The following is a 19,262-nucleotide window of genomic DNA, read 5'->3' on the forward strand; positions in this document are numbered from 1 at the left end:
GACGATCTGACCTTTAAAGCGTGCCGGCCGCGGCTGCGGCATCTTGCGATCCGGCGACCGGGATCACGCTCGTCCCGTCCTGCACGCGGTCCTGTCCGCGAATGACGATGACCTCGCCCGCCGCCAGGCCCGAGGTCACGACGAGGCGCCTGCCTACAGCGTCGCCCAGGACCACGTCGCGGCGTTCGGATCGTCCGTCGCCGGTCACGACCACGACCTGCGCGCCGCCGGCACCGTTGCGAACGACTGCATCTTCGGGAACCAGCAAGGCAGCGGAAAGGAGGCCGCGCGGCAGTCGCGCGCGGACGTACATTCCCGGCAGAAGCCGCAATTCGGGGTTTTCCACCTCGATCCGGACCGTCGCGTTGCCGGTTCCCGTATCCACCGTGACGTCCGACACCACCAGCGTGCCCGGGCGGGGATGCGGCTTGCCGTCCGCGCCCAGGATCTCGACCGGACCCAATCCTTGCTCGGCGGCAGACTGCAATCCATCGAGCTTCGTCGCGGGCAAGCGCAGATCCACGTAAACGCGGTCCAGTTCCTGAACCACAGCAAGTTCCGTCTGACCGGACGTGGATGCGAGAGCGCCCTCGTCGGCCAGCGTGCGTCCGACATAGCCCTTGATCGGCGACCTTATCGTCGCGAAATCGAGATCGAGCTGGCGCCGATGAAAGACCGCACGGGCCTCTGCAAGGTTGGCCTGCGCCATGGTCAGGTCATTGCGGGCGTCTTCGTAGTTCTTGCGGCTCGTCACTTTGCTGGCAACAAGCGCTTCCGCACGCGCCAACCCTTGTTGCGCGTGGTCCACCGCTCCCTGGGCCCGGGTCACGCCCGCCCGGGCGGTTTCGAGGTCGGCTGCAAGCACGGCCGGGTCTATCTCGAACAGGATATCGCCGGCCTCGACCTGCGTTCCGCCTTCTGCAAACCGCTTCTTGATCGTGCCGCCGACCTGAGGCCGTATCTCGACCCTGCGAAAGGCGGCCACGCGCCCGGGAAGCTCGTCGATCAGGACGACGCGTTCCGGAGCAAGCGTGAGGGCGACGACCCGCGTTGGGGCTTGCGCATCGGAGGAAACGCTCTCCGGCTCCGAAACCGCGCCACCGCGGAAAAACAGCAGCAGCGAGAGGACAGATGCGCAAGCAACGAAGGCGATGATCGAAAAGCGAAGCGACATGGGGCGTGTCCGGACCGAGGAATTCAGCCGCTCACTGCCATGTGCCCTTCGATGCCAGGTCGAGAAATGGTGGAGATTTGGTGGAGACGAGGACGGCGGGGATCCGATCCCGCTCCGCCGTGACGCCGCTCAGCCGGCGTATGCGACCCAGCCGCGAAACGAGAAGGCGGCATAGAACAGCGCCGGCGCGCAAAAGCCGGCCTCCCGCAAAAGCGCTTCTTCCTCGGCCGGGGAGAGCAGCGGCAGGCGTTCGGCCATCGCCCTTGCTAAGGCGAGGGGCTTCGCCGGATCGGCATCGTCCCGCCCGGCAAAGACGGCCGAGCGGGCCAGCCAGCGCTCCGGCTCGCCGTCCGGCGCGGTGTGATGCGCGGTGACGAGCGCAGCGCCCGGCGCCAGGCGGCGGCGGATTTCCCGCAGGCTGTGCAGCCGTTCGGCCCTGTCCAGGAAGTGCAGCACCAGCAGGCATGTCGCGCCGCCGAACGGGCCGGCCGGCGCGCGGTCGGCGGTGCCCTCCAGAAGCGCGATCCGGGCGGCATGGGCGGCGGTCGTGCGCCGCGCGATGTCGAGCATCGCCGGGGAGGGGTCGACGCCGGTGAACCGCCAGCCGGGCCGTGCCTCGGCCATCGCCTGCAGCTCCAGCCCGCCGCCGGCACCGACCACGAGGATGTCGGCGGTGCTTTCCGCGCGCTCGCCGAGAAGAAGCGTCGTCATCCGGTGCAGGGCGGCCAGTCCCGGCACCCTGGCCGGGGTGTCTTGCGTGTAGGACGCAACGGCCGCCGGATCCGTGAACGGTGCGGGTGCGGCGCTCATCAGGCGGTCTCGAAGACCAGGGAGCGGTGCATCGCCACGGCCGCCATGACGCCATCGGCGCAGGCGAAGGTGACATTGTGCGCCGTGCGGGTGATGTCGCCGGCTGCGAAGACGTTCGCCGCGCTGGTCATCCGCATCTCGTCCACCTTGATCGTCGACCCGAGCGGCCCGGCCTCGATCGCGCAGCCGATCTGCTCGGCGATGGCGCTGTTGAGGCGGTTGCGCGGGGCGATGAACAGTGCTTCGAGCGGACAGGACCGGCCATCGGCCAGATGGATATGCGACAGGCTCCGGCCTTCGCCGGTCAGGCGGTCGACGGCGGCAGGCTCGATCCGGATGCCGCGCCGGGCAAGCGCGTCGCGGTGCTCCGTCTCCAGGTCGCCGCCGTCGAGATAGAGCGTGGTCGGGCCCCACTCGCTGATCATCATGGCCTGGTGATGCGAGAGCGGCGAAGTGTTCAGCACGCCGAGCGGCCGGCCGCTGAACTCGTAGCCGTGACAATAGGGGCAATGGAGGACGGACGTGCCCCAGCGCTCCGCCAGCCCCGGCGTCTCCGGCATCACGTCGGAAATGCCGAAGGCCAGAAGCAGGCGCTTGCCGGTGACGAGCGCGCCGCTGCGCAGCGCGACCTGGAACACGCCGTCGTCCTCGCGCGCTTCGACGGCCGTATCCGTGAGGAAACCGACGGTCGGATAGGCGGCGACCTGTCGGCGCATGGTCTGGAGCATGGCCTGCGGATCGCTGCCGTCCTGGGCGAAGAAGCCGTGGGAGGTGGCGGCGAAACGGTTTCGCGGCGCGCCCGCATCCACGACGCAGACGCTCTTGCGGGCGCGCGCCAGATAAAGGGCTGCGGACAGTCCGGCAAAGCTGCCGCCGATGATGAGGGCGTCATGGTGCATGGAGAAACCTCGCTGGATCAGACGTCCGCCAACCTTGGGAGATCAGCCTTCGGAAGACCGGGCTTGAGGGGAGGGGCGTCTGCGCTGGACATGGGGTGGCGTGGAACGTATCAGTTGAAGTTACATAACAGGCGACGGGTCACGTATCAACATCTGTTACATGAAATTCGTGCGTGGCCCGAGGGGCGCCATGCTGCGCGCGCTGGAGCGGAAGACGACATGAACAAGGACACACGGCTGTCGGACGTGCTGCATGTGCTGCTGCACATGGGGCAGCTCCACGAGCCCTTGACCTCCGATGTGCTGGCCAGAAGCATGGGCACGAACCCGGCGGTGTTTCGCAGGATGATGGCGGGCCTGCGGGACGCAGGTTACGTCACCTCGGGAAAGGGCCATGGCGGGGGATGGCAACTGGCGCGCCCGCTCAGCGAGATCACCCTGCTCTCGGTCTATGAGGCTCTCGGGCGCCCGACCCTGTTCGCGATCGGCAATCGCAGCGACACTCCCGCCTGCCTGGTGCAGAAGAACGTCAACGCCGCGCTGGCGGACACGATGGTGCAGGCCGAGGCGCTGTTCCTTGCGCGTTTCGGCGAGGTGACGCTGGACACCCTGATGCCCGATGCGCCCGTGCCGCTGACGGTGCATGGCGGCGGGCCGGGCTGACCGGACCGCGCCGGCGCCGGCGCACCACGCTCGTGTCGCCTAGGGTGCGCCGGAGTTTCCTGCCGGCGCGGGGGAGTTTCGACGCAATCTGTGTGAGTGACGATATAACATTCTTGACGAACGTAATAACATAACATAGTCGGTCTGAGGGCGCCGCACGGCGCCTCCCCCCAGGCAGTTAGCAGATGGCCGGTTCCGCAAACGGCCAGCCACTGAATGGGGTGTCACTCAAGGAGACACGACATGTTGCGACGACTAGGCTTCACCACGGGCATTGCGCTCATACTGACGGGCGGCGCCCTGGCCCAGGATGCCGAAGACGTGACGCTCTACCGCGTCTTCGTGGGCGATCATGCGGCCCCGAAGGTGACGGCCTTCGACCTTGGCAGGGCCGAGAACCGCTGGACGTTCGAGACGAGCGGGCAGAACAAGCTCTACGGCGTGAACAACGGGGCGGCCGTGGTCGCCGTCCAGTCCGACAGCGATGTGGTACATTTCTTCAAGAGCGGCATCACGCTCGACTCCCACGGCGACCACTCGGACATCGAGATCGCCGATCCGGCGGCCCTCGACGAGACCTTGAGCGGACCGCGCCCGTTCCACCTGATCGACCATCACGGCAAGCTGGCGATCAATTTCGACCGTGGCGGCTATGCCGAGATCGTCGTGGCCAACGAACTGTCGCACGGCGAACTGGAGAGCCGCCGCATTCCGCAGGCGCGCGCCCATCACGGCTTTGTCGCGCCTCTCGGCAAGGGATGGGTGACGACGGTCGCCTCCGATGCGCCGGTCGAAGGGGACGCTGCGCCGAAGCGGGTCGGCCTGCAGGCGATTGCGGCGGACGGGACGCCTGTCGGCGAGGTCGCGACCTGCACCGGCATTCACGGTGAGGCCTTTTCCGGTGCCTATCTGGCGGCCGGCTGCCAGGAAGGCGTCCTGACGGTGACGCCGGGCCGCGACGGGCTCAAGATCGAGATGCTGGGCTATCCGGCCGACCTGCCGGCCGGCAAGACCACCGGCACTCTGCTCGGTGCCAGGAGCATGCAGGCGTTCCTCGGCAACTACGGCGCGGACGGGCTTGTTGTGGTCGATCCGGTCGACGAGCCGCATTTCCGCCATGTCGCCCTGCCGTTCCGCCGCATCGACTTCGCGCTCGATCCGGCCGATGCCCGCTTCGGCTACGTGCTGACGGAGGACGGGACGCTGCACCGGCTGGACATGCTGGACGCAGCTCTCGCCGAGAGCGCCAAGGTCACCGAGCCCTATTCCATGGACGGTCACTGGAACGATCCCCGCCCGCGCATCGCCATGGCTGGCGACGAGATCGTCATGAGCGACCCCAAGGCCGGGCTGGTGCGCCGGATCTCCAAGGAAACGCTTGAAGAGATCGGTACGGTCGCGGTCGAGGGCATGCCCTACAACATCGCGGTCGTCGGCGGCAGCGGCAAGGCGCATGACAAGGCCCATGACAAGGCCCATGACAAAGGTGGCGACGACCACGCCCATGCGCACGGCCACAGCCATGGCGACGAGCAGATCTACAAGGGCTATTTCGAGGACAGCCAAATCGCGGATCGCCCGCTGTCCGACTATGCCGGCGACTGGCAGTCGGTCTATCCCTACCTGCAGGACGGGACGCTCGATCCCGTCATGGCGCACAAGGCCGAAAGCGGCGACAAGAGCGCCGAGGAGTACAAGGCCTATTACGAGATCGGCTACCGCACCGACGTCGAGCGGATCGTCATCGAAGGCGACACCGTGACGTTCTACAAGGACGGCAAGCCGACCTTGGCCCGCTATGCCAGCGACGGCTACGAGGTGCTGACCTACAAGAAGGGGAACCGCGGCGTGCGCTTCATCTTCAGGAAGAGCGAAGGCGACGAGGCCGCGCCGGGCTACATCCAGTTCAGCGACCACCGGATCGCGCCGGCGAAGACCGATCACTATCACCTCTACTGGGGCGATGATCGCGCCGCTCTGCTGGAGGAGGTGACGAACTGGCCGACCTACTACCCGTCCGAGCTTTCGGCCGGGGAGATCGTCAGGGAGATGACCGCGCACTGATCGCGGCGCGCCTCACGTCTCTTGCGCCCGGCCGGCAACGGCCGGGCGTTTTCGTTCACGACCTAGCGTCCCGCGCGGGCAAGGCCGTGCTCGACGAGCCGGTCGATCAGCTCGGCGTAAGGCACGCCGCTGGCCGCCATCACCTTGGAATACATGCTGATATCGGTGAAGCCGGGGATGGTGTTGAGCTCGTTGACGAGGATGCGCAGGTCCGCGGTGACGAAGAAGTCCGCACGCGCCATGCCGTCGCAGCCAAGCGCCCGGAAGGCGCGCGCCGCCATGTCCAGCATCTCCGCCTCGACCGGTTCGGGAAGTTCCGTCGGCACCATCAGGGCGGCGCCGTCCGCGTCGATATACTTGGCGTCGTAGCTGTAGAAGCCGTGGCTTTCGGCCGGCACGATCTCGCCCGGACGGGAGACGAACAGCGTGCCGTCGGGCCGCTCCAGCACGGCGCACTCGATCTCGCGGCCCTGGATGAACTCCTCGGCAAGCAGCTTGCGGTCGTGCCGGAAGCCTTCCTCGAGCGCCGCCGCGTAGCCTTCGGCGCTGGTGACCTTGCTGACGCCGACGGACGAGCCCTGGCGGGCCGGCTTGATGAAGACCGGCAGGCCGAGCGTGCCGGTGAGCTCTTCGAAAGAGGGCACTGCGCCGGGATGCAGGGTCAGCGAACGGGCGGCGGAAAGCCCGGCATCGCGGAACAGCCGCTTGGCGATATCCTTGTCGAGCGCGGTGGCCGAGCCGAGAATGCCGCAGCCGGCCAGCGGCACGCCGGCGACTTCGGCAAGGCCCTGCACCGAGCCGTCCTCGCCGTGCAGCCCGTGCAGCACCGGGAACAGGATGTCGATGGGGGGCAGGTCGGCGGCAGACCCTTCCGCGGAAAGCGCGAGCACGCGGCCGTTGCCGCCGGGAACGAGCAAGAGCTGCGTGCCGGTTTCGGGGCGGGCGAGCTTTCCGTCCTCGAAGCGGCTCAGCAGCCATTCTCCCGCGCGGGAGACGTAGACCGGAACGGCATCGTATTTCGCGGGATCCAGCGCGCCCATCACATTGGTCGCGGACAGGATGGAGACGTCATGTTCGGCAGAACGGCCGCCGAAGAGCACGGCGATGCGCAGCTTGCTTGAAGAAGATCCCACGTATGGCTCCAGGAAATCGGTGAGGAGGAAGGGCAGGGGTTGCGATTTCGTCCAGCCTGTCCGCCGATAAGGTCAAATGCAAGGCACGGACACAGCGTATTCGTGTCGGTGCCCGTTCACTCGGCCCTTGCCGGTGGAAAGTCAACGCCGGTCCTGCGCGCACAGATGTTCGGCGAGGCGCCGCGCCGCATCGGGAAGCCGGCTCGTGGCGCTGATGCAGATGGCGAGGTCGCGCCGGGCCCAGCTGTCGGCGAGCGGTATCGTCGCGATGTCGGCGGTGGCGCCGTGCCGGCGGGCGGCGGCCTCGGGCAGGATGGCGATGCCTGCACCCGCGCCGACCATCTGGCACATGGCGTCGAAGCTGGTGACGCGGGCGCGTACCTTCAGCGTCCGGCCGATGCGTGCCGCCTGGCTGGCGATGTGCCGCTGCAGGGCGCTGCCGCGCGCCAGGCAGATGAAGGGGCGCTCGACGATGTCGGCAAAGGCGAGCGGGGCGCCCTCTCGCGCCTCGGCCCTCGGCACGGCGACGACCAGCCGGTCCTCGCGAAAGGGGAGCTTTTCCAGGGCTTCGGGAAGCTCGGATGCCGAGGCGATGCCGATATCCGCGTCGCCTGCGGAAATCGCAGCGCCGATGGCCGCGCTCTCCATCTCCTCCACCTCGATGCTGATCGACGGATTGGCGCGCAGGAAACCGGCAAGCAGCTCCGGCAGGTGCTCGCTCAGGGCGGCGGTGTTGGAGACGAGCCGCAGCGTGCCGGTCAGCCCGCGGGCGAAGGGGGCGAGCTCGCTGCGCATCGCCTCCGCCTGGCGCAGGATCAGCCGCGCATGCCCGGCAAGGCACTCGCCGGCCGGCGCCGGGATCACGCCGTGGCGCTGGCGGACGAGCAGCGGCGCGCCGAGCGTTTCCTCCATGGCGCGGATGCGGGCGCTGGCCGAGCCGACCGTCAGGTTCGACAGTTCGGCGCCATGGGTGATGCTGCCGGCGGCAACCACATTGAGGAACAGGCGAAGGTCGACCAGATCGAACCGCATGGGTCATCCCCAGCTTATGGATTTGCCAAAGCCTAACTTTGAAACCTCCGCATTGCGAGCCTGTCGCGTTTGGCGCAGGTTCGCCCCATGACAGTCTCGCTTCTCCTGCTTGTGGCCGCCGCCTTTGCGCTTGCCGGCTTTGCCAAGGGCGTCGTCGGCTTCGGCCTGCCGACGATCTCCATCGGGTTGCTGGCAATGGTGATGCCGCCCACCCAGGCGGCCGCGATCATGCTGCTGCCGTCCTTCGTCACCAATATCTGGCAGATGCTGCAGGGCGGGGCGCTGCGGGAACTGGCGAAGAAGCTGTGGCCGATGCTGATCGGCCTGTGCATCGGCACCTGGTCGGGCATGGGCTGGATGGAAGGGGCGGCGGGGCGCTACGGCACCTCGGTGCTCGGCGTGGTCGTCTGCCTGTACGCGCTGGTGACGCTGGCCTCGGTGAAGCTGACGGTGCCGCGCCGGCACGAGCGGGTCACCAGCCTCGTGGTCGGGATCCTCACGGGCCTGCTCAATGCGACGACCGGCGTCTTCGTCATTCCCGCCGTGCCCTACATGCAGGCGCTCGGGCTGGAAAAGACCCGCCTGGTGCAGGCGCTGGGCCTGTTCTTCGTCGTCTCGACGGCAGCGCTTGCAGTTAACATCGCCGCGAGCGGCGTGGTCTCGAGCGCGATGATGCCGCTTGCGCCGCTGGCGCTGGTCGCGGCCTGCACCGGCATGTATCTCGGCCAGGCCGCACGCCGGCGCATGCCGGTGGCCACCTTCCGCAGGGCCTTTCTCGGCGGCCTGTTCGTGCTCGGCGTCTGGCTGACCTTCCAGCCGCTGCTCGTCTGACGCGTCGTCCGGGGGCGGGGAGGGACGGGATGGCGGATATCCTGATCGAAACCCGGCGAGGCTGGCTCGGGACGGATCGCGCGACCTTTCTCGACAGCGTGCATGGTGCGGTCTCGGCCGTCCTGCCGCCGGGAGCAGCAGGGCCGGTGATCCGGCTTCTGGAATATGACGAGGACTGCTTTGCCTCGCCCGCGCCCGGCCGCTCCGCCTTTACCCGGATCGAGATCGCCTGTGCGGCCGGCGGGCGGGAGGCGGAGGAGGCCGAGCTTCGCCGCGCCGTGCTGGCCGCCGTCGAGGGGTTCGGCCTGACGGCCACGGACGTGCGGATCGTGCTGCTGCCCTTGCAGGGGCAAAGCGCCGGGTGAGATCAGCGCGCCTCGGCCAGGAAAGCGCGCAGGCGCGGCGTCATGAAGTCGAGAAAGGCGCGCAGGCGGTGGGGCAGCCGGTCGCCGCCGAGGAACAGGGCGTGGATGTCCTCCGTGTCGCCTTCCACCGCATCGGCCAGAACCTCGACCAGCGCCCCGGACTTCAGGTCCTCGCGCACATGGAACTCGCCCATCCGCCCCAGGCCGACGCCGGCAAGCGCCATCCGGCGGACGGTCTCGCCATTGTTGACCAGCAAGGTGCCGGCAACGCTCCGCTCGACCATGCGCCCGCCCTCGCGTAGCGGCCAGACCGGCGCCGAGCGGCGGAAGTTGAAGCCGATGCAATTGTGCCGGGCAAGATCCTCGATGGTCCTCGGCACGCCATGGCGCGCCAGATAGGCGGGCGAGGCGATGATCTTGCGCGGCGCGGTGCCGAGCTTGCGGGCGGTCAGGCTGGAACTGGCCAGCGCGCCGACGCGGAAGGCGACGTCGGTGCGGTCGAGATAAAGGTCGACGATCTCGTCCGACAGGGAGAGGTCGACCACCACATTGGGATATTCCGCCCAGAAGGCCGGCAGCAAAGGCTCCAGCGCAACGATGCCGAAGCCGACCGACGCGCTGACCCGAATGGTGCCGCCGGGACTTGCCGAGCCCTGCGTCAGCTCGCGCTCGATCTCCTCCAGGTCCGCCAGCAGCGCCTGGCTGCGCTCGTAATAGGCGCGCCCTTCCGCCGTCAGCGACAGATGCCGGGTCGAGCGTTCCAGCAGGCGCACGCCGAGCCGCGCCTCGATGCGGCCGATCAGCTTGGAAACCGTCGACGGGGTCATCTGCATCTGCCGGGCGGCGGCGGAGAAGCTGCCGTTCTCCACCACCCGCAGGAAGACCTGCATTTCGCCGACGCGATTGTCCATGGCGGCCTCATCTGTGAAAAAAGTTCACGGATCATGTGCCATTCGGGCCGATTATCAAGCGCTTTCGAGCGCCGTATGTCTTCGCCCATGAAAACGAGGAACGGATCGGGTCGGCTTTGCTGCCGCGATCCCGGCCGAGCGCATGCCCTGGGTGGCGGTGCCGGCCGCTTCCCGCATGAGGACAGGACAATGACCGCACTTCCCGACCAGCGCAGCTCGCGCTGGCCGTTGCTGGCGCTGGCGATCGGCGCCTTCGGCATCGGTACGACCGAATTTTCTCCCATGGGCCTGCTGCCGGTGATCGCCGACGGGGTGGATGTCTCCATTCCCACCGCCGGCCTGCTGGTGAGCGCCTATGCCATCGGCGTGATGGCCGGCGCGCCGGTGATGACGCTGCTGTTCGCCCGCTTCGGCAAGCGCACGGCGCTGATGTGCCTGATGGCCATCTTCACGCTCGGCAACGTCCTGTCGGCGCTGTCGCCCGACTACTGGACGCTGCTGGCCTCGCGCGTGGTCACCAGCCTCAACCATGGCGCCTTCTTCGGCCTCGGTGCGGTGGTGGCGGCCAGCGTCGTGCCGCGCGAGCGCCAGGCAAGCGCCGTCGCGACGATGTTCATGGGCCTGACGATCGCCAATGTCGGCGGCGTGCCGCTGGCGACCTGGATCGGCCAGCAGATCGGCTGGCGGGAGGCCTTTGCGGGCACCGCTGTCCTCGGCCTCGTCACCATCGCCGCGCTGTGGCTCGCCCTGCCGAAGGGGGCGCCGGGCCAGCGTCCCGATGTGGCGCGCGAGGCGCGGGTACTGGTGCAGCCGCCGGTGCTGATTGCGCTGCTGACCACCGTGCTCGGCTCCAGCGCCATGTTCACGCTCTATACTTACGTTGCGCCGCTGCTCGATGTGCTGACCGGGGCCTCGGCCACCTTCCTGACCCTTGCCCTGGTGCTGGTCGGGCTCGGCTTCACCATCGGCAACTGGCTGGGCGGGCGCGTCGCCGACTGGTCGCTGGACGGGGCGACGGCGATCTTCCTCGGTGCGCTGGCCGCGATCATGCTGGCAATGCCGGTTCTGCTCGGCAGCCAGAGCGTGGCGGCGGTCACCTTGCTGGCCTGGGGTGCGGCGGCCTTCGCCATCGTGCCGCCGGTGCAGATGCGGGTGATGCAGGCCGCAGCCGATGCGCCGGGCCTTGCCTCGTCGATCAATATCGGTGCGTTCAATCTCGGCAATGCCATCGGCGCAGCCGTCGGCGGGGCGGTGATCAGCCTCGATCTCGGCTATGCCGCCGTGCCGGTTGCCGGCGGGCTGCTGGCAGCCTCGGCGCTGGGGCTGGTCTGGGTCGGCAGGCGCCGGACGGCCGCGCTCGCCTGCGCCGCCTGAAGATGACGAGGCGCGCGGCCGGGCCGGGTGTTCCGGTCCGGCCGCGGCCTGTCCGCGCTCAGCGCACCGAGACGGGTTCGGGCTTGATTTCCGCGGTGCCTGGATCGGGGAACATCCAGTCCTGCTTGCGCGGCGCCGCTTCAGGCGTGTCGGCGCTGATCCGGCGATAGGTGGCGCGCGAGGACAGAAGATGGGCGCGCATCGCAGCTTCCGCCCATTCCGCATCGGCCGCCGACAGCGCTTCCACCAGATCGCCGTGCTGGCGGTTGCTGCGCATCAGCTCGGCCCGCGTCCAGCTGTTGAAGGTCGGACTGACCACCGGCTTGCGGGCCACCAGGTTGACCAGTTCGGCGAAGAAGGCATTGCCGCCCTGCGCCCAGATCACCCGGTGGAACCGGGCATTGAGGTCGCGGTAGAGCCGCCGGTCCGGCTCGCTCTCGTGGATCGCCTCGTCCATCGCCTCGTGAAGCTCCCGCAACTCCTTCAGGAAGGCGTCGTCGCTGTGGCGCGCGGCCATGCCGACGGCGATCGGCTCCAGCGAGGCGCGGGCGGTGAAGATGTGGATGACCTCGTTGGGGTCGACATCGACGACCACGGCACGGCGATAGGCCTCGCGCCGGATCACGCCCTCCGCCTGCAGGCGGCGCATTGCTTCGCGTATCGGCGTGCGGCTGACGCCGAGGCGAGCGGCGAGCTCGCTTTCGGGCAGGACATCGCCGCCGAGATAGGCCCCGGAGGCGATCAGCGCCCTGATCCTGTCGTAGATATCGCCCGCCATGGCCGTTCCGATCCGGTTGAGACTAGTCGTAACCTCGCGTCTTCAGCCATTCCGACACGATGCCAGCTGCGCTGGCAAGCCTTTCGGGCTGATTGACGAAGTAATGATTGGCGCCCTCGACGAGCCTCATCTCGCGGTCGGCGGAGCCGACGGCGGAAAAGACCGCAGCCGTGTGCGGCTGCGGCACGGCATCGTCCGCGCCGCATTCGATGGCAAGGAACGGCACGCTGACATCGCGCGCGGTGATCAGCGAGTTGGCGCGCGAATGGGCGGGCGACCACTGCGACAGCCAGCTGCGCAGGGTGGAGAACCGGCCGAGGCCCGCCGGGCCGCTGTTGACCGTTTCCGGATGGCCGAGATAGCTCCAGCCCGGCTTGCGGCCGTTCGGCTCCAGCGTCGGATCGAGGAAGCGCGGGTCGGCCATGGTGCGGTAGGTGACGAAGGCGCGCTCCATCTCCTTGCCGCCGCGCCGGCGCAGATCCTCCAGCCGCTCCAGCACGCCGTTGGTGATGCGCTCCATGCGCGCGGCCTGGGCGGCCCGGAAGCGGGCGACGAACTGCGGCGAATAGGGCTCGGTCCGTGCCTCGTAGCCGGGCCGGTAGAGATCGAGCTCCGGGTCGCGGTCGTCGGGATCGGCCTCGTTGCGCATCGACGGGTCGAGCCATTCCTGCAGCAGCACCGCGCGCGAGGCATGGGCGGCAAGGCTGAGCACCGCATCGGCCGGGATCAGTCCGGCGCCGGCCACATCGACCGGATCGCCGGCGGGCGTCTGGGTGATGGTCGGCCGCTCGGCCTGCGACTGGTAGAGCATGGTCAGCGACCCGCCGCCGCTCCATCCGCACAGGACGATGCGCTCATAGCCCCAGTCCTCCCTGGCCGCGCGGATATAGGCGCCGAGGTCGAGCAGCACGTTCTCCATGATCAGCGCGGTGTCGTTGCGCTGGTAGCGGCTGCCGGCGCACAGGACATGGTAGCCGAGTTCGGCCATCGCCCGCGGCAGCGGCAGCAGCTGCAAGGTGGAGGAGGGGTGCATGAAGACCAGCAACGTCCGCGAGGGGCGGCCTGCCGGGCGGATCAGCACGCCTTCCAGATGGGTCATGCCCTGCGAGCCGTTGAAGCCGTAGGTCTCCGTGAAGGCCTGTTTCGCCGTGAAGGCGATGTGTTTCCAGTCGAAGACGAGGTCGCTCATCGGATCGTGTCCTGTCGCTCAGCCGGCGGTCTGCGCCAGCAGTCCGGCATCTTCCGTTTCGGTGATGCGGCCGGCCTGCGGGCGCTCCAGCTCCGGCCTTGCCCTGGCGGCGCTGTCGTCGTGGATATGGCAGCGCACCCGCTGGCCGCCCGGCTGGTCGGTGAGATCCGGCTCCACCGCACGGCACAGCTCGGTCGCATAGGGGCAGCGGGAGGAGAAGCGGCAGCCCGGCGGCACGTTCATCGGCGAGGGCACGTCGCCGCGCAGCTCCACGCGCTCGGGCGCCTCGGCGGGGTCCATGCGCGGGATCGCCGCCATCAGCCGCTGGGTATAGGGGTGCAGCGGCTGGGCCAGGATGTCCTCGGCCCGGCCTTCCTCGACGATGCGGCCGAGATACATCACCGCCACATGCTTGCAGATGTAGCCGACGGTGGCGATGTCGTGGGAGATGTAGAGCACGGCAAGGCCGAGTTCGCGCGACAACTCGTCGAGCAGTTCCAGCACGCTCGCCTGGATCGACACGTCCAGCATCGACACCGGCTCGTCGGCGACGATGAAGCGCGGTTCCAGCACCAGCGCGCGGGCGATGGCGATGCGCTGGCGCTGGCCGCCCGACAGATCGCTGGGGAAGCGGTGGATGTTTTCCGCTGCCGGGATGCGCACCAGATCGAGCGCCCGCTCGACCTTGGCGCGGCGTTCCGCCGCCGAGCCGATGCCGTGGATGACGAGCGGCTCCTCGATGATCTGGCCGATGGTCAGGCGCGGATTGAGCGAGCTGTAGGGATCCTGGAAGATGATCTGCGCCTGTCGGCGGTAGTCCTTCAGCTTGCGCCCCTCGACATGGGTGATGTCGTCATCGCGGAAGGTGATGCTGCCGGAGGTCGGCTGGTACATGCGCACCAGGGACATGCCGAGCGTGGACTTGCCGCAGCCCGATTCACCGACCAGGCCGACGATCTCCTTCTCACGGATGGAAATGTCGACGCCGTCGAGGGCGCGGGCGACCGGCGGCGTGACGCCGGCCAGCGCGGTGAAGATGCCGGTGCGACCCTGGAAATGGGTCTTGAGATCGCGGGCCTCGATGACCGGGCGAGTGGCGGTGGTGTCGGTCATGCGCCTACCCTCATGTTGCGCCAGGTTTCGGGCCGGGCGGCCGCCGCGCGGAACTCGTCCGCGCGCTCGGTGTAGTGGCAGGCCGCCGACTGGGCGCCGACGGTGCGGACCTCAGGCACCGTGGTGCGGCAGAGGTCGGTCGCGAAGGGGCAGCGGCTGGCGAAGCGGCAACCCGAGGGCGGCAGCAGCAGGTTCGGCACGGTGCCGGGGATCGAGATCAGCGGCTGGCGCGGCTGGCCGCGCACCGGCAGGCGCGGAAAGGCGTTCTGCAGGCCCATCGTGTAGGGGTGCAAGGGGCGCTCCAGCACATCGGCCGTCGGCCCGCTCTCCGCGACCTTGCCCGCGTACATCACCACCACCGTCTCGCAGGTCTCCGCCACCACGGCGATGTCGTGGGTGACGAGGATCATCGAGCGGCGCATGTGCTCGTGGATGCCGCGGATGCGCGACATGATCTGCGACTGCATGATCGGGTCGAGCGCGGTGGTCGGCTCGTCGGCCAGCAGCATGCCGGCGTTGAGCGCCAGCGCCATGGCGATGACCGCGCGCTGGCGCATGCCGCCGGAGAACTGGTGCGGGAACTCGTAGAGCCGCTCCGCCGGCAGGCCGACCAGGGCGAACATCTCCTCCGCCCGCGCCCAGGCGACCGCCTTGCCGACCTTCTCATGCGCGAGGATCGCCTCGCAGATCTGGTCGCCGATGCAATAGACGGGATCGAGCGAGTTCATCGCGCTCTGGGTGATGAGCGAGATGCGGTTCCAGCGGATCGGCTCGAGCTGCGCGTCCGACAGGCCGAGGATGTTCTCGCCGTCGAGCAGCGCCTCGCCGGAAATGCCGGTGAACTCGGGCAGCAGGCCCATCAGTGCCTTGACCACGGTGCTCTTGCCGCAGCCGCTCTCGCCGACCAGGCCGAGATTGGTGCCGGCGCGCACCTCGAAGCTGACGTCCTCGACCGCGTGGAAGCGTCCGCGCAGGGTCGAGTAGCCGATGGACAGGCCGTCGACCTTCAGATGGGCGGCCGGCTTTGCCGACAGCCGCTCGTCGAGCCGGGCGAGATCCCGCGCAAGGGCGGGGGAGCGTGTTCTGGCGGGTGCCATCAGCGCCTCCTCAGTCGCGGGTTGGTCTGTTCCTCATAGGCGCGGCCGATGAGGTAGAGCGAGGAGACGAGCAGCACCAGCGCCAGCGAGGGCGGGACCACCCACCACCAGGCGGTGCGCAGGTTGCCGCTGCTGAAGGCGGTGTTCAGCATCTGGCCCCAGCTCACCACGGTCGGGTCGCCGAGGCCGAGAAAGGAGAGGCTCGCCTCCGTCAGGATCGCGAAGGCGACCGACATCGTCACCCACAGGAAGACGATGCGCACGATGTTCGGCAGGATGTGCCGCATGATGATGTGGAAGTGCGAGGCGCCGGCGGCGCGTGCCCATTTCACGTAGACGCGCTCGCGCTCCGTCAGGACGGCGGAGCGGATGATGCGCGCGCCGTTGCGCCAGAACAGGATGGTGATGACCAGGATGATGTTCTCGATGCTCGGCCCCAGCAACGCCACCGCGACGATGGCGAAGGGCAGGGTCGGGATCGACAGCGCGATGTCGGTGAGGCGCATCAGGAAGTCGTCGACATAGCCGCCGAAATAGCCCGACAGCACGCCGAAGACCGTAGAGATGAAGCCGACGGCGACGGCCGCGACCAGGCCGACGATCAGCGCCACCCGGAAGCCGTGCAGGAACTGGCTGAGCACATCGTTGCCGAAGGCGGTGGTGCCGAGCAGATGGGTTGCGTTGGGCGGCGACAGGCGGTTGAGCCGTCCGGTCTCCGTCATCATCGCCTTGAACGGCTCGTAAGGGGCGAGCCAGGGGCCGATGATGGCCAGCAGGATGAAGATCGCGAGGATCGCCACGCCCACGACCGCGAAATTGTCTTCCATCAGCAGGCGGAACGAGTCGCGCACTGAACTGAAGAGGCTGCGCCCTCGAATGGCGCCCTGATCGGGAACTTGCGTCATTTGTAGACAACCCTGGGATCGAGCTTGCCGTAGACGAGGTCGGCGGCGAGGTTGGCCAGCACGATCATCACGGCGAGAAGGAAGAAGGCCGCCTGCGCAAGCGGGTAGTCCTGGCGGGTCACGGCGAGCACCAGCTCGCGGCCGACGCCCGGCCAGGAGAAGACGATCTCGATCACCACGATGCCGGCGATGGTCTCGGCCAGTGCCGGGAACAGCCAGGTGATCAGCGGCAGCATCGAGTTGCGCGCGGCATGCCAGGCGACGCGGCGCTGCGGCACGCCCTTGGCGCGGACCAGCTCGATATAGTCCTCCGTCCGGTTCTCCACGACGCCCGAGCGCATCAACAGCAGGTTCTCGGGCATGAAGTAGATGATGACCGCGATCAGCGGCAGCGCCAGATGGTGCAGGAAGTCGAGTGTGAGGTAGCGGGCAAAGCCCGTCGTCTCGCCCGGATCGCCCATGCCGAAGCCGGGAAACCAGCCGAGCGTCGAGGAAAACACGGTCAGCAGCGCGATGCCGATGACGAAGTTCGGCACGCCGCGGATGACCGTGGCAAGGAAGATGCCGGAGCGCTCCAGCTTGCCGCCGCGCCGGGCCCAGCCGACGGCCGTGCCGATGGCGGCGCCGATGGCCGCGCCCAGCAGCAGACCGGGGACGGCGATCCACAGCGTGTTGACGATCAGCGGCCACAGCACCTCCCATACCGGCTTGCGGTAGAAGAAGGAGGAGCCGAAATCGCCCTGGATGAGGTTGCCGAGATAGGCCAGATACTGGTCCCACATGGAGCCGGTCAGGCCCCATTGTTCCAGCAGCGCCTGGCGCGCCTCGTCGGTCAGACCGCGTTCAAGCAGGATCGCGGTCGGGTCGGCGGGCATCACGCGGAACATGAAGAACATGATCGTCGTGACGGCCCATACGACGAGCACGCTCTGGGCGAGACGTCGAAGGATATAGGCGCGCATGGCTCACTCGGGCTGGCTTGTGCGGGACCGCTCCCCGCCGCGACGATGCGCGGCGGGGTGGTCAGGTCCGTCGGGGAGCCGGGGCGCGGAACGCCCCGGTCCGGGATGGCTTACTTCTTGGGGAAGTGCAGGCGGCCCTGTCCGTCCCAGCCGTAGCCCGCCTCTTCGAGGATCTTGCGGGCGGCGTCGACGTCGAAGGGAACCTGCGGCAGCTCGGAGTTGTGCCACATGCCGAGCTGGACCGGCACCGGGCCCTCGCCGGCCGGGACGGCGAAGCCGAGCCAGCCTTCGATCGCGGCCCGCTGCTTGGCGGTGGCCGCGCGCAGCGCCTTGCGGAACGCAGGGTCGGTGAACGGAGCCTTCTGGTTGTTCAGCCAGACGAGCATGGAGCCGTGCGAGGGGATCTCGAGGAAGTCGAGATGGTCGTTCTGCGCGGCAAGGTCGCTCATCGCGGCAACCGGCAGCACCATGCTGGCGATGTCGCCGGTGCCGGACAGCATGGCCGAGCGGATCGCGTCCGCCTGGCCGAGCGCCAGACGGCGCACGCCGTCATATTCGGCGGCATGGAAGTGCTCGGTGTTCGTCTCGAGCTCATGCGTCTCGTTGACGCGCCAGCTCTTGAACTTGAAGGGGCCGGACCCGATCACCGCACCGTCGGCGACGACGTCGCGGGCGACCTTGTCGCCGTCATAGTTCGCCCAGTGATGCTCGGGCAGGATGAACAGGTAGGTGAGGACGGTCGTCACGAAGGACGCGTCCGGAGCCTTCAGCTTCACGTTGAAGGTGAGGTCGTCGACCTTCTCCGCACCGGCCAGGTTGGCGATGCGCGAGGACATTGCCGGCGGCTGCAGCTCGACCACGGTGTTGATCGTGAAGACGGCATCGTCCGCGGTGACGGCTTCGCCGTCGTGGAACTTCATGCCTTCGCGCAAGGTGACCTTCACCGTCTGCGGATCGGTGAATTCCCATGCGGCCGCGGCCCACGGCACGGTCTCGCCCTTGGAGTTGTTCTTGGCGAACGTGTCGAAGATGAAGCGCACCCAGCCCACGGCACCTTCTTCGGCCATCGGGTTGTAGGTGGTGACGTCCTCGTAATGCGCCCAGTCGAGGATGCGGTCGTCGGTCTTCGGCTTGGCCGAAAGCCACGGGTCGACAAGTCCCTCATGCGCGGCGACCGGCGCCGGGCTGGTGACGTTGTCCCATTTGTCGCTGTTCCACAGGATGCCGTAGACGGTGTTCGTCGCCGGCCACCACGGCGCGACGTCGTGGAAATACTTCTGCGCCTCATGCACCAGCTGCAGGCGCTCGTCCTGCTTGACCAGTTCGCGCTGCTTCTTGACCATCTCGGTATAGGCTTCGTCGCACCACTTGGCGCCGTTGCGCCGGGCACCGCAGGCGCCGAGGTCGTGAAGCCAGTAGGTCGGATCCACGCGGTCCGGGTCCGCGCCGACGGTGAAGACGGCCATGTCCTCGAGGCCGCCGCCGACCATGATGTTGGAGATGAAGCTGCTGAACTGGACCGGCTGCATCTGGAAGGACAGGCCGAGCTTGGCCCATTCCTCGCTCAGGACGCGAGCGGACTGTTCGTACATCGGGCCCATGTCGGCCGCGTAATAGGCGATCTGGAGCTGGGGAACCGGCTCTCCGAGATCCTGGGCCATGGCGGGTGCGCAAAGCGCAGCAATACCGGTCGACAGCGACAGCGTCGCGGCCAACCGCCTGATCTTGGCAGTCATAGCGTTGTTTCCTCCCACGCACCTTGCCTTGTTTCCTCCTCGGGACCGGAACGATGCGGCTTTGCCGCGCGCTTCGGACCCCTCGTGTCGGTAGGTGCCGATCAAAAGTGTATACGAAAATGCCGACTGTCAATGATTTCCATCTTGATTTCCGGCCGACAATGTCAAAAGTGAATGCAATACAACGTTGCCAGCCGGCGCAAGCCGGAGGACGGACAGGGGGTGA

At 68.0% G+C, this 19,262-nt stretch carries 18 protein-coding genes; 5 read left to right on the forward strand and 13 right to left on the reverse strand.

Annotation, left to right across the window (positions count from 1 at the left end; genetic code table 11):
- Positions 1-13: 13 nt before the first annotated feature.
- From GH266_RS17245 to GH266_RS17255, 3 genes are all read right to left on the reverse strand, one after another.
- Entirely contained in the window at positions 14-1,174 is a 1,161-nt protein-coding gene (locus tag GH266_RS17245) for an efflux RND transporter periplasmic adaptor subunit (protein ID WP_158194922.1), read from the reverse strand.
- Between the two features lie 129 nt (positions 1,175-1,303).
- Positions 1,304-1,984, reverse strand: a complete 681-nt coding sequence (locus tag GH266_RS17250; protein WP_158194923.1) for a class I SAM-dependent methyltransferase — start codon at positions 1,982-1,984, stop codon at positions 1,304-1,306.
- Complete coding sequence (locus GH266_RS17255) at positions 1,984-2,883, reverse strand: NAD(P)/FAD-dependent oxidoreductase (protein ID WP_158194924.1); 900 nt, start codon at positions 2,881-2,883, stop codon at positions 1,984-1,986. The genes GH266_RS17250 and GH266_RS17255 overlap by 1 nt, the downstream gene beginning before the upstream one ends.
- Before the next feature lie 219 nt (positions 2,884-3,102).
- Here GH266_RS17255 and GH266_RS17260 point away from each other — a divergent pair, with 219 nt between their 5' ends.
- Both GH266_RS17260 and GH266_RS23665 read left to right on the forward strand, forming a co-directional pair.
- Entirely contained in the window at positions 3,103-3,546 is a 444-nt protein-coding gene (locus GH266_RS17260) for an Rrf2 family transcriptional regulator (protein ID WP_158194925.1), read from the forward strand.
- Positions 3,547-4,908: 1,362 nt separating this feature from the next.
- Entirely contained in the window at positions 4,909-5,610 is a 702-nt protein-coding gene (locus GH266_RS23665; protein ID WP_425329575.1) for a ZinT family metal-binding protein, read from the forward strand.
- Positions 5,611-5,672: 62 nt separating this feature from the next.
- Here GH266_RS23665 and GH266_RS17270 read toward each other — a convergent pair whose 3' ends face one another.
- Together GH266_RS17270 and GH266_RS17275 are read right to left on the reverse strand one after the other, a co-directional pair.
- Positions 5,673-6,743: a D-alanine--D-alanine ligase family protein gene (locus GH266_RS17270; RefSeq protein ID WP_158194927.1), complete on the reverse strand. Its 1,071-nt coding sequence runs from the start codon at positions 6,741-6,743 to the stop codon at positions 5,673-5,675.
- A 141-nt stretch (positions 6,744-6,884) separates the two neighbouring features.
- Positions 6,885-7,775, reverse strand: a complete 891-nt coding sequence (locus tag GH266_RS17275) for a LysR family transcriptional regulator (protein ID WP_158194928.1) — start codon at positions 7,773-7,775, stop codon at positions 6,885-6,887.
- Positions 7,776-7,862: 87 nt separating this feature from the next.
- On the opposite strand from GH266_RS17275, the gene GH266_RS17280 reads away from it, so the two are divergent.
- Positions 7,863-8,606 carry a sulfite exporter TauE/SafE family protein gene (locus GH266_RS17280; protein ID WP_158194929.1) on the forward strand — a complete coding sequence of 248 codons (744 nt, stop codon included), beginning with the start codon at positions 7,863-7,865 and terminating at the stop codon, positions 8,604-8,606.
- A 29-nt stretch (positions 8,607-8,635) separates the two neighbouring features.
- Positions 8,636-8,971, forward strand: coding sequence for a hypothetical protein (locus tag GH266_RS17285; RefSeq protein WP_158194930.1), 336 nt, complete (start codon positions 8,636-8,638; stop codon positions 8,969-8,971).
- Between the two features lie 2 nt (positions 8,972-8,973).
- Here GH266_RS17285 and GH266_RS17290 read toward each other — a convergent pair whose 3' ends face one another.
- Complete coding sequence (locus tag GH266_RS17290) at positions 8,974-9,882, reverse strand: LysR family transcriptional regulator (RefSeq protein ID WP_158194931.1); 909 nt, start codon at positions 9,880-9,882, stop codon at positions 8,974-8,976.
- Between the two features lie 189 nt (positions 9,883-10,071).
- Here GH266_RS17290 and GH266_RS17295 point away from each other — a divergent pair, with 189 nt between their 5' ends.
- Entirely contained in the window at positions 10,072-11,256 is a 1,185-nt protein-coding gene (locus tag GH266_RS17295) for an MFS transporter (RefSeq protein WP_158194932.1), read from the forward strand.
- Between the two features lie 58 nt (positions 11,257-11,314).
- Here GH266_RS17295 and GH266_RS17300 read toward each other — a convergent pair whose 3' ends face one another.
- From GH266_RS17300 to GH266_RS17330, 7 genes are all read right to left on the reverse strand, one after another.
- Entirely contained in the window at positions 11,315-12,034 is a 720-nt protein-coding gene (locus GH266_RS17300; RefSeq protein WP_158194933.1) for a GntR family transcriptional regulator, read from the reverse strand.
- Positions 12,035-12,056: 22 nt separating this feature from the next.
- Positions 12,057-13,223: an alpha/beta hydrolase gene (locus GH266_RS17305; protein WP_158194934.1), complete on the reverse strand. Its 1,167-nt coding sequence runs from the start codon at positions 13,221-13,223 to the stop codon at positions 12,057-12,059.
- A gap of 18 nt (positions 13,224-13,241) precedes the next feature.
- A complete protein-coding gene (locus GH266_RS17310) occupies positions 13,242-14,336 on the reverse strand; it encodes an ABC transporter ATP-binding protein (protein WP_158194935.1) in 1,095 nt (364 codons plus the stop codon).
- Complete coding sequence (locus GH266_RS17315) at positions 14,333-15,433, reverse strand: ABC transporter ATP-binding protein (protein WP_158194936.1); 1,101 nt, start codon at positions 15,431-15,433, stop codon at positions 14,333-14,335. Before GH266_RS17315 ends, GH266_RS17310 begins: the two co-directional genes overlap by 4 nt.
- Complete coding sequence (locus tag GH266_RS17320; protein ID WP_158194937.1) at positions 15,433-16,338, reverse strand: ABC transporter permease; 906 nt, start codon at positions 16,336-16,338, stop codon at positions 15,433-15,435. Before GH266_RS17320 ends, GH266_RS17315 begins: the two co-directional genes overlap by 1 nt.
- Positions 16,335-17,300 carry an ABC transporter permease gene (locus GH266_RS17325; protein WP_158194938.1) on the reverse strand — a complete coding sequence of 322 codons (966 nt, stop codon included), beginning with the start codon at positions 17,298-17,300 and terminating at the stop codon, positions 16,335-16,337. The genes GH266_RS17320 and GH266_RS17325 overlap by 4 nt, the downstream gene beginning before the upstream one ends.
- Positions 17,301-17,410: 110 nt before the next feature.
- Positions 17,411-19,036, reverse strand: coding sequence for an ABC transporter substrate-binding protein (locus GH266_RS17330; protein WP_158194939.1), 1,626 nt, complete (start codon positions 19,034-19,036; stop codon positions 17,411-17,413).
- Positions 19,037-19,262: the final 226 nt, after the last annotated feature.

This window comes from Stappia indica (assembly GCF_009789575.1).
GTDB classification, from domain to species: Bacteria; Pseudomonadota; Alphaproteobacteria; order Rhizobiales; family Stappiaceae; genus Stappia; species Stappia indica_A.